The sequence below is a fragment of the Luteibacter sp. 22Crub2.1 genome (assembly GCF_900167995.1).
Lineage (GTDB): Bacteria > Pseudomonadota > Gammaproteobacteria > Xanthomonadales > Rhodanobacteraceae > Luteibacter > Luteibacter mycovicinus.
Genome location: NZ_FUYT01000009.1, coordinates 173,399 through 188,297, shown reverse-complemented (window position 1 = coordinate 188,297; position 14,899 = coordinate 173,399). Strand labels below are relative to the sequence as shown.

The 14,899-nt window shown below is 58.9% G+C and carries 10 protein-coding genes and 1 pseudogene; 6 read left to right on the top strand and 5 right to left on the bottom strand.

The window, feature by feature from the left end; genetic code table 11:
• Positions 1 to 247: 247 nt before the first annotated feature.
• The 4 genes from B5X73_RS11535 (at position 248) to dgt (ending at position 6,012) form a co-directional block, all read left to right on the top strand.
• Positions 248 to 2,395, top strand: coding sequence for an adenosylcobalamin-dependent ribonucleoside-diphosphate reductase (locus tag B5X73_RS11535; RefSeq protein WP_036116092.1), 2,148 nt, complete (start codon positions 248 to 250; stop codon positions 2,393 to 2,395).
• Between the two features lie 21 nt (positions 2,396 to 2,416).
• Positions 2,417 to 3,574 carry a hypothetical protein gene (locus B5X73_RS21030; RefSeq protein ID WP_176167821.1) on the top strand — a complete coding sequence of 386 codons (1,158 nt, stop codon included), beginning with the start codon at positions 2,417 to 2,419 and terminating at the stop codon, positions 3,572 to 3,574.
• 65 nt (positions 3,575 to 3,639) lie between these two features.
• On the top strand, positions 3,640 to 4,425 hold the full coding sequence (locus B5X73_RS11520) for a TSCPD domain-containing protein (RefSeq protein ID WP_079521809.1): 786 nt from the start codon (positions 3,640 to 3,642) through the stop codon (positions 4,423 to 4,425).
• 87 nt (positions 4,426 to 4,512) lie between these two features.
• Positions 4,513 to 6,012 carry a dGTP triphosphohydrolase gene (gene dgt, locus B5X73_RS11515; protein ID WP_176167820.1) on the top strand — a complete coding sequence of 500 codons (1,500 nt, stop codon included), beginning with the start codon at positions 4,513 to 4,515 and terminating at the stop codon, positions 6,010 to 6,012.
• Between the two features lie 747 nt (positions 6,013 to 6,759).
• On the opposite strand, the gene B5X73_RS21520 is transcribed toward dgt, so the two are convergent.
• A complete protein-coding gene (locus B5X73_RS21520) occupies positions 6,760 to 7,017 on the bottom strand; it encodes an integrase core domain-containing protein (RefSeq protein ID WP_079521806.1) in 258 nt (85 codons plus the stop codon).
• Positions 7,014 to 8,029 (bottom strand): IS3 family transposase gene (locus tag B5X73_RS11500; protein WP_254857277.1). Its coding sequence is split into 2 segments (ribosomal slippage): positions 7,014 to 7,834 and positions 7,834 to 8,029, totalling 1,017 coding nucleotides; the frame shifts between segments, so codons are not numbered across the junction. The genes B5X73_RS21520 and B5X73_RS11500 overlap by 4 nt, the downstream gene beginning before the upstream one ends.
• A gap of 216 nt (positions 8,030 to 8,245) precedes the next feature.
• Here B5X73_RS11500 and B5X73_RS20665 point away from each other — a divergent pair.
• Positions 8,246 to 9,370, top strand: coding sequence for a hypothetical protein (locus tag B5X73_RS20665; RefSeq protein ID WP_139382753.1), 1,125 nt, complete (start codon positions 8,246 to 8,248; stop codon positions 9,368 to 9,370).
• On the opposite strand, the gene B5X73_RS11485 is transcribed toward B5X73_RS20665, so the two are convergent.
• From B5X73_RS11485 to B5X73_RS11475, 3 genes are all read right to left on the bottom strand, one after another.
• On the bottom strand, positions 9,363 to 9,794 hold the full coding sequence (locus tag B5X73_RS11485; RefSeq protein ID WP_254857279.1) for a very short patch repair endonuclease: 432 nt from the start codon (positions 9,792 to 9,794) through the stop codon (positions 9,363 to 9,365). The genes B5X73_RS20665 and B5X73_RS11485 overlap by 8 nt on opposite strands.
• 31 nt (positions 9,795 to 9,825) lie before the next feature.
• Positions 9,826 to 11,178: a DNA (cytosine-5-)-methyltransferase gene (gene dcm / locus B5X73_RS11480; protein ID WP_079521802.1), complete on the bottom strand. Its 1,353-nt coding sequence runs from the start codon at positions 11,176 to 11,178 to the stop codon at positions 9,826 to 9,828.
• A 138-nt stretch (positions 11,179 to 11,316) separates the two neighbouring features.
• Positions 11,317 to 12,651: a type II restriction endonuclease gene (locus B5X73_RS11475; protein ID WP_079521801.1), complete on the bottom strand. Its 1,335-nt coding sequence runs from the start codon at positions 12,649 to 12,651 to the stop codon at positions 11,317 to 11,319.
• Positions 12,652 to 13,042: 391 nt separating this feature from the next.
• On the opposite strand from B5X73_RS11475, the pseudogene B5X73_RS11470 reads away from it, so the two are divergent.
• Positions 13,043 to 14,686: pseudogene (locus B5X73_RS11470) on the top strand (type IV secretory system conjugative DNA transfer family protein); the annotation flags it as partial.
• Positions 14,687 to 14,899 lie beyond the last annotated feature (213 nt).

Genomic DNA, 14,899 nt, shown 5'->3' with positions numbered 1-14,899 from the left:
CGGGGTTAAGGTTCCCACCGGTCGCAACCACAACATCTTGTGTTCCTCTGTTCGCTATTTACCAAGTGCTGGTGTTGCGGATCATCAGGTTCAAGCTACAAACCTTCGTCCTCCAAGGCATTTTTGCCGCCGGGCGAGGGTGGCAAGGATGGTCGCTGCAACTCCGGGGGGAGGGGTAGCGACGGTGGGGCCGACGACAGCCCAATAACACGGCCTACAGAAGCCGAGACACGAGGACGACACATACATGAGCACTTCACGTGCACAAGCCATGGGGCTTGAGACCGCGGCCATTCCGCTTCAGCCCGCCTCGTACGACATCTGGGACAAGAAGTACCGGCTGAAGGCCAAGTCGGGCGTTCCCGTCGACGACTCGGTCGACGGCACCTACCAGCGCGTCGCCCGCGCACTCTCCGACGTGGAAGCCACCGACGAGCTGCGCGCCCACTGGTACGAGCGCTTCCTCTGGGCCCTGCGCCGCGGTGCCATTCCCGCCGGTCGCATCACGTCCAACGCCGGCGCCCTCGCGCACAAGCCGGCCACCTCCACGATCAACTGCACCGTCTCGGGCACCATCCACGACTCCATGGATGACATCCTCGAGAAGGTGCACGAAGCCGGCCTCACGCTGAAGGCCGGCTGCGGTATCGGCTACGAATTCTCGACGCTGCGCCCGCGTGGCGCCTACGTGTCCGGCGCTGGCGCGCACACGTCGGGCCCGCTGTCCTTCATGGATATCTACGACAAGATGTGCTTCACCGTCTCGTCGGCCGGCGGCCGACGCGGCGCGCAGATGGGCACGTTCGACATCAGCCACCCGGACGCCAAGGAGTTCATTCGCGCCAAGCGCGAAGACGGACGCCTGCGTCAGTTCAACCTGTCGCTGCTGATCACCGACGGCTTCATGGACGCGGTGGAAAACGACCAGGACTGGCCGACCGTGTTCCCGGTACACATCAAGGAACAGCACGAGATCGACCTCGCCGACGCCTCCAAGGTGGTCTGGCGCGAGTGGCCGACCAAGGACAACTACGTCACCCGTGAGGATGGCCTGGTCGCCTGCAAGATCTACGGCCACATCCGCGCGCGGCACCTGTGGGACATGATCATGGTCTCGACGTACGACTACGCCGAGCCGGGTTTCATCCTGATCGACCGCGTCAACGAGATGAACAACAACTGGTGGTGCGAGCACATCCGTGCCACCAACCCCTGCGGCGAACAGCCGCTGCCGCCGTATGGCTCGTGCCTGCTCGGCTCGGTCAACCTCACCACCTTCGTGCGCGATCCGTTCGGCCCGAAGGCGAAGTTCGACTGGGAGGAGTACCGCGAGGTGGTCCGCGTCTTCACCCGCATGCTCGACAACGTGGTGGAGATCAACGGCCTGCCGCTGCCGCAGCAGCAGAAAGAGATCCTCTCCAAGCGTCGCCACGGCATGGGCTTTCTCGGCCTCGGCTCGACGCTGACCATGCTGAAGATGCGCTACGGCGCCGCCGACGCGGTGGCATTCACCGACGAAGTGTCGCGTGAGATGGCCATTGCCGGCTGGGAAGTCGCTCTGGAACTGGCGAAGGAAAAGGGCCCGGCCCCGATCCTCGCGCAGGACTACGAGGTCACCGCCGAGATGCTGCGCAAGCGCCCGGAGATGGCGAAGGACGGCTGGAAAGTCGGCCAGACCATCAAGGGCAGCGCCCTGCACGCGAAGTACTCGCGCTACATGCAGCGCGTGGCCTCGGTCGCCCCCGAGCTGGTCGACGCCCTTGCCGAGACCGGCGCGCGCTTCACCCACCACTCGTCGATCGCGCCCACCGGCACCATTTCGCTGAGCCTGGCCAACAATGCCTCCAACGGCATCGAGCCCAGCTTCGCGCACCATTACTCGCGTAACGTGATCCGCGAAGGCAAGAAGTCGAAGGAGAAGGTCGAGGTCTACAGCTACGAGCTGCTGGCCTACCGCGCCCTCATCAACGGGGACGCCATGCCGTACTCCGACGACCCGAAGGCCCGCCTCCCGGATTACTTCGTCGCCGCCGACGACATCAGCCCGAAAGAGCACGTCGACATCCAGGCGGCCTCGCAGAAGTGGATCGACTCGTCCATTTCCAAAACCGCGAATGTCCCGACGGACTACCCGTACGAAGACTTCAAAGACATCTATTTCTACGCATATAAGCAGGGTTTGAAGGGTTGCACGACCTTCCGGTTCAACCCCGCCGCGTTCCAGGGCGTACTGGTCAAGGAGACTGACCTTGAGAACACCCTCTATCGCTTCGAATTGGAAGACGGTAGCGTTGTCGAACTGAAGGGTAACGACGAGGTTGAATACGACGGTGAAATGCACACCGCCGCGAACCTTTTCGATGCTTTGAAGGAAGGCTATTACGGTAAGTTCTGACCCCGCGGAGAGGGAATACGTATGTCGAGTGAAAACCAGATCGTCGAGGGTGAGCTGCCCTCGGTCGATACCATCGATACCGACAGCACGCCGGCAGCGGAGACGGAAGTCGCCGCTGACGTTGCGCCTGCTGCACCGGTTGTCGCCAAGAAGGTCGTGAAGCGCAAGCCCGTCGCGAAGAAGGTGATCGAAGCCACTGCGCCGACGCCGTCGAGCGACACGGCTGTCCAGCACGACGAAGAAGTCACCCCGGTGGCTGATGAGCCGGCGCCGGTCGCCGCTGTGAAAAAGCCGCGCAAGCCGGCCGTCCGCAAGCCGAAGGCTGCGGTCGTCGAAGCTGCTCCGGTCGAAGTCGAGGCTCCGGCCCCGGCCAAGAAGGCGGCGAAGAAGGCCACCCGTAAGGCTCCTGCGAAGGCTGCCCCGGTGGCTGCGAAGAAGGCCACCAGGAAGGCTGCTTCGAAGAAGGCCACGAAGAAGGCTGCCGTGAAGAAGGTCGCTGCCAAGAAGGCCGCGGTCAAAAAGGCTCCGGCCAAGAAGACCGCCGCCAAGAAGGCCGCTGTGAAGAAGGTTGCCGCCAAGAAGGCTGCGGTCAAGAAGGCTCCGGCCAAGAAGACCGCCGCCAAGAAGGCTGCCGTGAAGAAGGTCGCTGCCAAGAAGACATCGGCCAAGAAGGCTGTCGCGAAGAAGGTCGGTCGTCCGGCCAAGTCGGTCGCGGCGAAGAAACCGGGTCGTCCGGCCAAGTCGGCCACGGCGAAGAAGCCGGGTCGTCCGGCCAAGTCGGCCGCGGCGAAGAAGCCAGGTCGTCCGGCGAAGTCGGCTGCCGCCAAGAGGGGTCGGGTCGCCAAGACGGTCGCTGCCGGTCGCAAGACCGCGAAGAAGGCCGCTGGTCGCGTCGCGAAGAAGGTAGCTGCCGGTCGTAAGACCGCAAAGAAGGCTGGCCTTCGCGTCGTCAAGGTCGCATCGGGCGCCCGCAAGGCCATCAAGAAGGCCGCCGCCCAGGTGGTTCGCCGGAACGCCGGCCGCCCCGCAACGAAGAAGACGGCCGCCAAGGCCGCCGGCAAGACGACCGCTCGCAAGGCGGTTGGCAAGAAAGCGGCTACGGCCGTCAAGAGGTCCACTGCCAGCAAGACCGGTCGTACGTCGGCACGCAAGTCCGCCGTTCGTGGCCGTCGTAAGTAAGTAGTACCCATCCGGCCCGGCGTACGCGCCGGGCCGGATAACCAGCACATGAAGAGAAGAAGATCATGGCGATCAAGATCGACAAGAAGATCAAGGGCTATAACGTCGTCAAGCCCGAAGACAAGGCCGCTCCGGCCCCCGTCGTCGCACCCGTCAAAGAGGTTGCGCCGGTCGCCGAAGTCATCCAGATGCACGAGAGCCTCGAGCGTCCGGAAACCCTGGTCGGCAGCACGTACAAGATCAAGTCGCCGCTCTTCGAGCACGCGCTGTACGTGACGGTCAACGACATCGTCCTGAACGCCGGTACTCAGCACGAACAGCGCCGCCCCTTCGAGCTCTTCATCAACTCGAAGAACATGGACCACTTCCAGTGGATCGTGGCGCTTACCCGAATCCTGTCCGCCGTCTTCCGCAAGGGTGGCGACGTGACGTTTATCGTCGAAGAGCTCAAGGCCGTCTTCGACCCCCGCGGCGGCTACTTCAAGGCCGGCGGCGTATATATGCCCAGCATCGTGGCCGAGATCGGCGGCGTGATCGAAACGCACATGAAGTCGATCGGGCTGATCCACGATCCCGAGATGAGTGAGGCGACGCGCAAGCTCATCGCCGAGAAGCGTGCGGCTTATGAGAATGCCAATGCGAAGCCGGCCGCTGCCGCCGCGTCGGCCACCTCGGCTGCCGCGGCTTCGGTAGGAGCCAGCCCTGCTGGCGACAGCCAGGCCGCCTCACACACCAATGCTTCCGGATTCCCGGCCGGCGCGACCCTTTGTGCCAAGTGCAATACGCAGGCGCTGGTGCTGATGGACGGGTGCCAGACTTGTTTGAATTGTGGGTATTCGAAGTGCGGGTGATGGAATCGACTTACGCGCGATAATAAGCGCTCTGGATTCGCTCAGCGCATACGTATTAACCGCGTCACTGATCAGGTCACTGAAGCCGTGGAAGAGAATTACGGAAGGATTCTTGCTAAGAAGCGTTTGCGGGGAAGCTCGCGAGGCGCGTTGAACATCCTCGAGGAGTCTGAGAGCGACAGGGGGCGTGTACTTTACTCTGCCGCTTGGAGGCGACTTCAGCGGAAGACGCAGGTTTTTCCCTTAGAGGAAAATGCGGCCATTCGATCAAGGCTTACACATTCGCTTGAGGTTGCTCATGTCGGACGATTCTTGGCGACAAAGTTTCTAGATCGCGTCAATACCGCAAAGCTCCGGGAGCATTACGGAATAGACGATCAGTGTGACTTGGCCATCCCGAATATGGTCGAGACGGCCTGTTTACTGCATGATATTGGGAATCCCCCGTTCGGCCATTTCGGCGAGGCGGCAATCGTCAACTGGTTCAGTTCCATTGCGTCGAAATATGCGTCGGTGTTGGACTGCGACAACGATGACATGTTGATGCGCGGCGGAGATTTCACTCACTTTGACGGAAATCCGCAAGGCTTCAGAATCATCACTCGTCTGGCGGGTATAGACGACTATGGGATGAATCTTCTTCCCGCCCAGATTGCGGCAACCGTCAAGTACCCTTGCGATCCACGCGGTGTTGATGTCGGTGATGGCGGATTAGGGGAGACCAATCCGCTTCGGAAGAAGGCCGGCATATTCTTGGCGGACGCGCATCGGTGGGACGAAGTTCGCGACGCTTTGGAGTTGGGCGAAGGATGCCGTTTTCCTCTGGCGTATCTTATGGAGGCGGCTGACGACATTTCTTATTGCCTAAGCGACATTGAGGATGGGATCGAGAAGGGATATTTGACCCACCAGACGTTTGTCGACGATTTGCGCGAGCGCGTTAAGGGTAACGATGTCGTACTTACCTTGGTCGACGAGGCTAGGGCCAAGGCTGAAGAACATCGCACTGAAGTAGATCCAACCGTTTCCTTCAGGACTCGTCTGATCAGGTATCTCGTCGACGAGCTTTCTGAAGCGTATTTTGTGAACCACCAAAAAGTCTTCGCGGGTGAGTGCAGGGGGTTGACTGAAGAATCTCCTAATGCTCGTTTCTTACTCGATGGAATTCGTGGAACTGTGCAGTCAATTCTGTACGGCAGGCGTCCATCGGTTGAGTTGGAATTAATGGGCTTGGCTGCGATCAAGGGGATTCTGGGTTCATTCGAGGCGTTGCTCGACCTCAAGCGCGACGAAGTTGCTTGCTTAATCTATGACGCGTCGAAGGAGCCAGTCATTCATGAGATGCTCCAGCCTCTGGTTCCCAAGCAGAGGGACAAAAGGCGAATGGCAAAGATGGCGGTGCACGGGAAGCTCGTCTCCCTTTTGCCAGAAAAGCACATCCGGTCGTACATCATGTCTGCAGGAACAGGATGTAATGATCGGGATGAGTGGTTTGCAAGGTTGCACCTAATCACGGATTTTGTTGCGGGCATGACCGACGTATTTGCTCTAAAGACTTATCAGATGCTCTCAGGAATAAGGGTTTGACGAGCTGGAAGGATCACCCGATACGTATCGTTTCACGCCTGCGTAAATTTGCAGGTGACGACCTCGTCTTGAGCTTCTCGAAGTATCGGTATCGCCCGCAGAGTCCGGTCGACGAGAGGGTAGTTTTCCAAGTCCCGATTCGTAGCGTCGATGAGGCTTGGCTTAGCAGCGAACTTCATCTTCTCCCTGAGGGGTGGGAGCTCGCTCTCAATTCAAGCGTTGAGAATTGGCACGAGGGTCCCGGTTATCTTCCAATGGTTGATTTTGTAGGAAAGTTGCCTCCCGCCGCGCTGCGCCGACTTATAAAAAAGGCACTTGGATCGAGCGTGCTCGATCGCTGCGAGTACTACGATAGCGGTAGGAGCCTGCACGGCTATGTGCCTGAGCTGGTGCCAGCGAAAACTTGGGAAGGCTTCATGGGAGGGCTCCTTTTGTTGAATCTCCCACATGCCGATCCGATTGTTGATGCGCGATGGGTGGGGCATCGACTCCGGTCTGGCTACGCATCGCTACGTTGGTCGGCACAAACTGCTCACTACCTCCGTCTTCCGTCACTCGTAAAGAGCTAGACCGGGGTCATCGCGGCATTTACGTCGCGTCTAGGCCAAAGGGCGGCTAATCGAACCCATTGCCGAAGTGAGGGCTTTAATCCTAAAGGTAAGCCGCCCAACGCATCACGAACTCTTGGCGAGACGCCTTTGCTTCGGCGTGCATTCACTGAGCTTTACCTAGTGGAAGCAAGCAAGCCTATTTCTGCATTCTATCGTATCGACGCCTGTAATGACCCGCCACTTCCTGCACAGGTCGGGCCGCTAAAGCACACGCTTCAGCGGGGGGCATCTCCAGTGCGTGATGGGGTCGCTGACGGTTGTAGGGGCGGATCCAATCGTCAATCGTGTGCATCGCATGGGTCAGGGTTTCGAAGCGATGCCGGTGCGCGCACTGCTCCTCTTTGTCCGAGGTCCCCCGCTTTGAGTAGCGGTCCGATCGTGAGTTCAGGATCAATGTAACTGTTTCGCGTAAGCGGCGAGAGTCAACCCGCCGAGTGCCTTCTTCGGTCGTTCTTCGTTGTATTCCCGTCGCCAGCTTTCGATTTCGGTCCGGGCATGCAGCAGGCTGAGGAACCAGTGTTCGTTGAGGCATTCATCGCGAAGCCTTCCGTTGAACGATTCGATGTAGGCGTTCTGCTTCGGCTTGCCAGGCTCGATCAGATGCAGCTGCACGCCGCGTTCGTGGGCCCATACGACCATGGCCTTGCCACAGAACTCCTTTCCGTTATCGCTGCGAATGATCTTCGGCAGACCCCGAGTGACAGCCAGGCGATCCATGACGCGCGTTACGCCGATACCTGAGATCGCCCGCTTGATCTCGATGGCGACTGCCTCATGCGTGGCGTCGTCGACGATCGTCAGGCACTTCAAGACGCGCCCTTCGGCGGTGCGGTCGAAGACGAAATCGATGGACCAAACCTCGTTCGCCGCTGAGGGCCGGAGCAGTGGCTGCCTGTCGGCCGGGGGCACCTTTTTCCTTTTGCGTCGGCGCACCTGTAGGTTCGCCTCTTGGTAAAGGCGCTCGACTCGCATGTAATTGACCATCTGTCCGGCCTGGCGGAGTTTCAGGTAGATCATGCCGACGCCGTAGCGTTTATGGCGATTCGCCAGCGCGCAGATCATCTCGCGCAGTTCGACATTGGACTCGGTTCGCGGTTCGTATCGGTAAGCGCTTGCGCTAGTGCCAGCGATCGCCAGCGACCGGCGCTTACTCAGCTCCTGGCCGATCAGATAGCGCACCAGCTTGCGCCGGTCCGGTGCGCTCACCATTTTTCTCGCAGCGCTTCCTTGACGACCTCATTTTTCAGAAGCTGTTCGGTCAGCAGTTTCTTGAGGCGGCCGTTCTCCGACTCCAGGTCCTTCAGCTGGTTGGCCTCGGGCACGCTCATGCCGCCGAACTTGCTTCGCCATAGGTAGTACGAGGCTTCGCTGAAGCCGTGCTTACGGCATAAGTCCTTGACCGGCATGCCGGCCTCGGCCTCCCGCGGGAAGCCGATGATCTGCTCTTAGGAAAAACGCTTCTTCACGTCCAATCTCCTTCTCGTGGGGGATTGAACTCGAAACCGGGGCGCTATTCAAATCTGGTGGGACGTCGTTTGAGATATCCCTTACGGCGCGTAAGGCGATTCGGTATTCTTATAAACGGTCGCCAAAAGGGGGTGGCCGCCGACAAGGATTGCCTCGTGGACTCCTCGCTCTCTAATGTTTCTCGTTTTCCGCTTTCAGTCGTATGCAACAGGTTTGCGAGCGGCGAATGGCGGCATGAATCTGAAAACGACTTTCGGTCGCAGCTGCTCGCTGAAGGGCGGAAGCGCGTTGATTCATTCGTATTCGAGCATGGATTCGAGCGTCGCTTACGCGAAATTACATGGTCTTCTGAACTGACACTGGCGCTTGGATGGTATGTCTGCCACGACGCACGGGGTTGCAGGTATTGGATTCGCTTTGTCGAAGACTTAGCGCCGTGGTGCGCCGCTGATGATTCGCTTTGCGACCGTATCAGCTCACATGCGAATGGCATGGAAGAGAGCGTTATCTGTACCAGCTTTGACGTGGTTTCAAACGACTTCTCCGCGCGCGCATACGTCAGCGGCATGTGGGGCCCATCTTCTTCGCTGTCGTTGCTGCTTTCTTTGTTAAGTGGTCAGGAACCACGCGAAGTAAGGAACATGATTCGGGCAAGCTATGATGATATGGAGCCCGCGTTGAATTACTTGGGTCGGTACATGTCGCCGGAAGAAAGGCGTTCCTTGTCACTAAAGCGGCGCTTAGTTAACGGAATTATTTCTACTCATCTGGGGCGTGATCCAAGTGACCTCGATGCATTGGTTCTCTCTCCCGACGGTCAACTTACCTGCGTTGAATTGAAACGTAAGTATCCCGCGCGCGGGAAGTACAAATATTTCGGGGTCGACGAGCGGCCACATGTAGAAACTATGCACGCGCTCGCACGGCTCAATGTGCGCACCCTTCACGTTATCCTCGTCGCACCTAGGTGGGTCGATGCAGAATCGCCCGTCCGCTGGCTTGATGATGTGGCTCTTCGCGAAAATTGGGTATGGCTGGCCGTCTGGCTGTCGCCTCGCGTCTTCGTCGAAGGCGTAAATCTCTCGACGCGCGGAGAAAAGAGCGGTCAACGCGCCTTCTATCGGACCCAGAGCGCGATAGATTGGAGCTTTATCTACGAGGTCAACAACGGGTTGCGCATAAATGAGGAGGGGAAGCGTGCACTTGCTTGCCTCCTGCACTGGGGGCATTTGTCACTGGAACCGACCACCTATGAATCTCTCGAGCGTCGCACTAGATAAGACTCTGAGATCCTTCGGCAGGGATCGAGCCAAGCTGCTCAGATGACGTGAGCCAGGTAGTAAATTGTAACAAAAGCACGTCTGAGTCGATCCTTTCGGGCCCTTTCAGGGCGCATTCCCAGATGCGGAATACCCGCCATCCCTGTTCGACCAGTAGCGACTCTGTCTTGAGGTCGCGAGCCTTATTGCCACGGATTTTCCCCATCCAGAAGTCGGTTCTCGTTTTCGGAACCTTGAACATCGCACACCCATGTCCGTGCCAGAAACATCCGTCGACGAAGATTGCGGTCCGATACCTCGGAAGCACGAGGTCCGGGCTTCCAGGTAAATGTTTCGCGTGAATGCGGAACCGAAAGCCCGCGGCATGAAGTGTGCGCCGGACGATCAGTTCCGGCGCGGTATTCTTCGCCCGAATGGCGCGCATATTTCGAGCGCGCTGATCGGATGAGTGGACGTCAGTCACGTGAGGCCGTGGCTTGCTTCTTCTGGACGGCCTGAAGCACGCGTGGCTTCATCAGTTTGGCCACAGCCGCGAAGACCGGCACGACTACCGAGTTACCGAACTGCTTATACGCCTGCGTGTCTGACACGGGAATCTTGAAGGACTGTTCGTTGGGATTGTCATATCCCATCAGGCGAGCGCATTCACGAGGCGTAAGACGCCTTGGTCGATTCTTCAGGTTCGCCTTTTCGTTCACGGGCTTCGTTGTGTTGAAGCCGCGGTCGATAAGGATCTCCGAGCCGTCCTTGTAGTACCTCGCGGATAACGTCCGGGTTACGGATGTCTCGTTTACCAGGCCGAAGCCGAAGCCATTGCCCTTTGCCTTGTGCTTGATTGCATAGTTGTGAAGGTACTCCCACAACTTGGGGGTGAGGATGTACTTATCGTCAACGGTCTTGTCGAGGATGTCGCCCAGCTGCGGCCTCTTTTTCGGTAGGAGCTTCTTGATTTCCCTTAGCGAAAATCCGTCGTGCACATTGAGATCGCGCCGGAAACCGACAAGAACAATGCGTTCGCGGTGCTGCGGCACGAAGTGACTGCCGTCGATGATCTTGGGGTCGTCTGAGCCCGTGATGTCGCTGTCCGCGACTTCGTATCCCAGTTCATCAAGTGCTTCTGTAATGACCTTGAACGTGCGTCCCTTGTCGTGGCTCTTCAGGTTTTTGACGTTCTCGAGAACGAATGCCGCAGGTCGCTTGGCCGCAATGATGCGCGCGACGTCAAAGAACAACGTTCCCTGCGTCTTGCACTCAAAGCCATGCGCACGACCGAGCGCATTCTTCTTCGACACGCCGGCAATCGAAAAGGGCTGGCAGGGGAAGCCAGCAAGCAAGACGTCGTGGTCCGGAATCATCTTCCGGATGTGTTCGTAGGCAAGCTCCTCAGATATCGACTCGTCTTCGCTTAGTGTGACTTTCCGGATATCTGTGTTGAAGCTGTGCACCGCGGGATCGGAGTGGTAGTTGGCCTTGTAGGTCCGGACTGCGTGCTCGTTCCATTCACTGGTGAAAACGCAGCGGCCACCAGCAGCCTCAAATCCTCTACGGATGCCGCCGATTCCCGCGAAAAGGTCAATGAAGTCGAACTCAGGCTGGCCTTTGCGCATCGGCTTGGGCAGAAGGTCTTCGAGCGCGCGATGCTCGGGGACACTAAGGGTCGGTGAAGCTTTGCCGTTCATCCAGCGATTTATGGTCTCCCTGCACCAGCGGTTGGGGGAAACCTCGTTCAGAAAGCCGGCAATTTGCTTTTGATCGTAAATTTCAAGGAGTTTGGTCAGCAGGGCCAAGTCTTGGGAATCGTTACTCACGCTGAAACTCCTGGGGACAAATGCGTGACGAAGTATCACTCATTTGACCCAGAGAGTCACGGTAAAATTCCTCCGCCGCCACGTGCGAAAACCTGAGCCCACTGAACTTAACCGGCCGTCGTCTCACATGCTGAGACCTTAGAATAGGCTTGAGACCTTCGGGCGCCCAAGGAGCTGGTCTTTGCGCTTGGCAAGAACCTCCACTTCGAAGAATTCCTTGAAGGTGATCACGTTGGCCTTTCCGCCGTAATCGGTCTCTTTCGCCTTCTTAAGGGACTCGGGGACCACCAGGCAGATCTGCTGGGTAGCCATGTCGTTGATCGCGTCGCTCGAAATACGGTCGTCTACTGTCGCCAGAAACAACGACGCATCGAACCGTTCGAGAGCAATCTGCTTCCAGCGTTCCCGTAGCGTTGTCTTTGCCGAAAGGACGATGGCGCTAGCGGCGGCGGGTCCTCGGAGCGCTGAAGCCTCAGGCATCACAAAATCGGGGCGTCGTCCACCGGTGACGGCCTGCGCCTTGAAGGCGACGCCTCCATCCTCGAGCAGACGTGCTATGTGGTTCTCGAACGAACGGCCGGCGCGGGACTTCCTGTGCTGGCTCGCGCTGAGGAACGTCGCGGTCAGCTCTGGATATCCGCGCACTACGGCGGAAGCAAGGTCCGGGTGCGCTCCGCTTGTCAGTATCCGCAGCACGTCGCCTGCGCGATGGCGGATTTCCGCAGCCTTATACAGGCGATACTCGACATCGCGGCTGATCTCCATCACGGCATCGCCGGGGCAGGCGAGCGTGAATGGGTTCAATGCACTGATCTTGCGCTCGTTGAGGTATTCCGCTTGAGCAAGCGACGCAAGCCTGTCAGACGAAGGCAGCGTAGCTGCGCCTGCGACGTAGCGATCCAGGGTGCCCTCTGCCAATGCCAGCCTCAGTTCCTCAATCAGAATGTCGGTGGCGTCGCGCGCCGCACGAAGATATTCCTCGGGCTTAAAGAAACCGTTGTGGAAACCGACGCCCAGATCGAAGACGGACTCAAGGATCGATGCAGCTTCAGAAGCCGAATCGACGATGGCAAACCAGTAAGCCGCCGTGCCCTCGTACATCCCCACACGCCCGCATATGAGCAGCGAAGCCGGAGTCAGGCCGCTGAATTCCTCACGCGGCACGCGAGTTACGTGAGTCTCGTGGCCCTTATTCGAGTAGTGCACGAGCCGGGACAGTCTCTGCTCGTCGCTGCCAAGCCATTCCGTCTGGATCTCCGCCTCGAAGATATGAGGCTTGGACGGATTTCGGTTGGTGAGCTGAGGAAAGAAGTCGCCTGCGCGCGCATCGCGCGGAACGTAGAACCCGGCCTGGTGAAGGTCCTTCGGCGCATCGGCCCAAGAGCAGTCATTTCTGGACAGCTTTTTGAGCCAGACGATCTCTGTTGTCACGAGGCGCTGGTGGAGCTCGTCCCATTCAAGTTCAGTGGCCATCGATCCCTTTTACCCTCTGCCTATGAGCTGCCAACCGTCATTGCCGCTCGAATGAGCCAGCAAGGCTGCTGCCTTGTCCAAATTAGTCGGGAAGCCGTCGGTGCCGCAGCGCGCCTCTCCGTCTACGCGCGGGGTCGATGTTTCGCTCGCCCTCGCGTCGCTTCGTGGCATCCAGAGCCGAGCGTGATGGTGCTTCCCCCACATGACAGAGAGTATCTCAGCTCTTTACACGCGGCGGTAGGATCTATCGTTGTTTTCCCGATGTCCCAGATTCTCAATTTTTTATTTGATTCAATAACCTGTTGCGTTTTTTTGCTGCCTCGTTATCCTCCGCGCCTCCCATCGCAAGGAGCTCCAGCGAGTGCATTGGAAGGCCAAGTTCTGTCTAGGATTGACCCTGCTTTTCGCCGCAGTCGCCGGCGCCCTCTACCTCTCAGGTTTCCTCACCCTTACGCTCATCGGCGTGCAGACCAAGCTCACCTGGAACCTCTGGTGGCTCTACTGGCAAGCGATCGCCTTGCCGCAATACGCCCCCTACGTCTGGAAGATCCAGCTCGCCGGTGCCGTGGGCTTCATCGTCCCGCTCGCCGCATGGATCGCCATACTCGTCCCGCTGCTCAAGACGAAGCCACTCGCGCTCCACGGCGACTCCCGTTTCGCCCGCCGATCAGATCTCGCCAAGGCTGGCCTTCTTAAGAAATCCCCGAACGGAATTGTTGTAGGCAAATTCGGCAGCCAGCTCGTTCGCCTCTCCGGCCAACAGTTCGTCATCCTCGCGGCGCCGACGCGCTCGGGCAAAGGCGTCGGTGTCGTCATCCCCAATCTGCTCGAGTACCAGGAATCCATGGTGGTCCTGGACATCAAGCAGGAGAACTTCGACCTGACCAGTGGATGGCGCAGATCACAGGGGCAGGAGATCTACCTGTTCAACCCGTTCGCCGAAGACCGGCGCACGCATCGCTGGAATCCGCTGAGCTACGTCTCACCGAAGCCATCGTTCCGGATCTCGGATATCCAGTCGATCGCGGCGATGCTGTACCCCGATGGTGACGACGCCCAGAAGTTCTGGGTGAGCCAGGCACGCAACGCCTTTACCGCGTTCACGCTGTACCTCTTCGAGAACTACGACGTGGAGTGGCGGCTCAACGTGGCCAGGGAGTCGTTGCGCTTCCCGACCCTGGGCGAGGTGTACCGTTTGTCCTCGGGCGACGGTCGGGATCTGCGGGCGTATCTGCGTGGGCTGTCGGAGAAGACATTCCTGAGCCGGGAAGCGAAGCGTGCCTTCGCCAACCTGCTGTCCCAGGCGGAAGAGACCTTCGCGTCGATCATGGGTACGTTCAAGGAGCCCCTCAACGCCTGGATCAATCCGGTGCTGGACGCGGCCACGAGCGACAATGACTTCCTGCTGACGGACGTGCGCAAGAAGCGCATGACGATCTACATCGGCATTCAGCCGAACAAGCTCGCCGAGAGCCGGTTGATCATCAACCTGTTCTTCAGCCAGCTGATCAACGTCAACACCAGGGAGCTTCCGCAGAACAATCCTGACCTCAAGCACCAGTGTCTGCTGCTAATGGACGAGTTCACGTCGATCGGCAAGGTGGAGATCCTGGCGTCTTCCGTGTCGTACATGGCCGGCTACAACATCCGCCTGCTGCCGATCATCCAGAGCATGGCGCAGCTGGATGCGACCTACGGCAAGGACGTCTCGCGGACGATCATCACCAACCACGCCATGCAGATCATCTACGCGCCCCGGGAGCAGCAGGACGCGAACGACTATTCGGACATGCTCGGCTATACGACGGTGCGCAAGGAGAGCGTCAGCAAGGGGCGTGAGCGCTCAGTCAGCCATTCGGACGAGCGTCGGGCGTTGATGCTGCCGCAGGAGCTGAAGGCGATGGGGACGGACAAAGAGGTGATCCTGTTCGAGGGTATCCCGCATCCGGTGAAGTGCGACAAGATCAGGTATTACGAGGATCGGCGGTTTACGAGCCGACTCCTCAAGCGGGTCGATGTACCCGCCCTACGGATTGACGAGGTGCTCGGTATGGCGAACAAGAAGGTGACTTTGACGGCCGCTGCGGGGCTAGCGGTGGCTGGGCTTTTCCAGGGTGCCGTGGCTGAAGCTCCGGCGACGCAGACTCATATCAGCCCGCCGCGAGCGGCGACGGCGCATCAAAAGACGACGGAGTTGGTGGGCCGGTTTGTCGAATTCGTGAAGGGACTCAAAGCGCCTTCCGATATC

Excerpts from the sequence above, each read along its gene's own strand:
- B5X73_RS11485 (WP_254857279.1), bottom strand. The coding sequence starts at position 9,794 with ATGCGCGCCATTCGGGCGAAGAATACCGCGCCGGAACTGATCGTCCGG.
- B5X73_RS21030 (WP_176167821.1), top strand. The coding sequence starts at position 2,417 with ATGTCGAGTGAAAACCAGATCGTCGAGGGTGAGCTGCCCTCGGTCGAT.
- B5X73_RS11520 (WP_079521809.1), top strand. The coding sequence starts at position 3,640 with ATGGCGATCAAGATCGACAAGAAGATCAAGGGCTATAACGTCGTCAAG.
- B5X73_RS11535 (WP_036116092.1), top strand. The coding sequence starts at position 248 with ATGAGCACTTCACGTGCACAAGCCATGGGGCTTGAGACCGCGGCCATT.
- B5X73_RS11475 (WP_079521801.1), bottom strand. The coding sequence starts at position 12,651 with ATGGCCACTGAACTTGAATGGGACGAGCTCCACCAGCGCCTCGTGACA.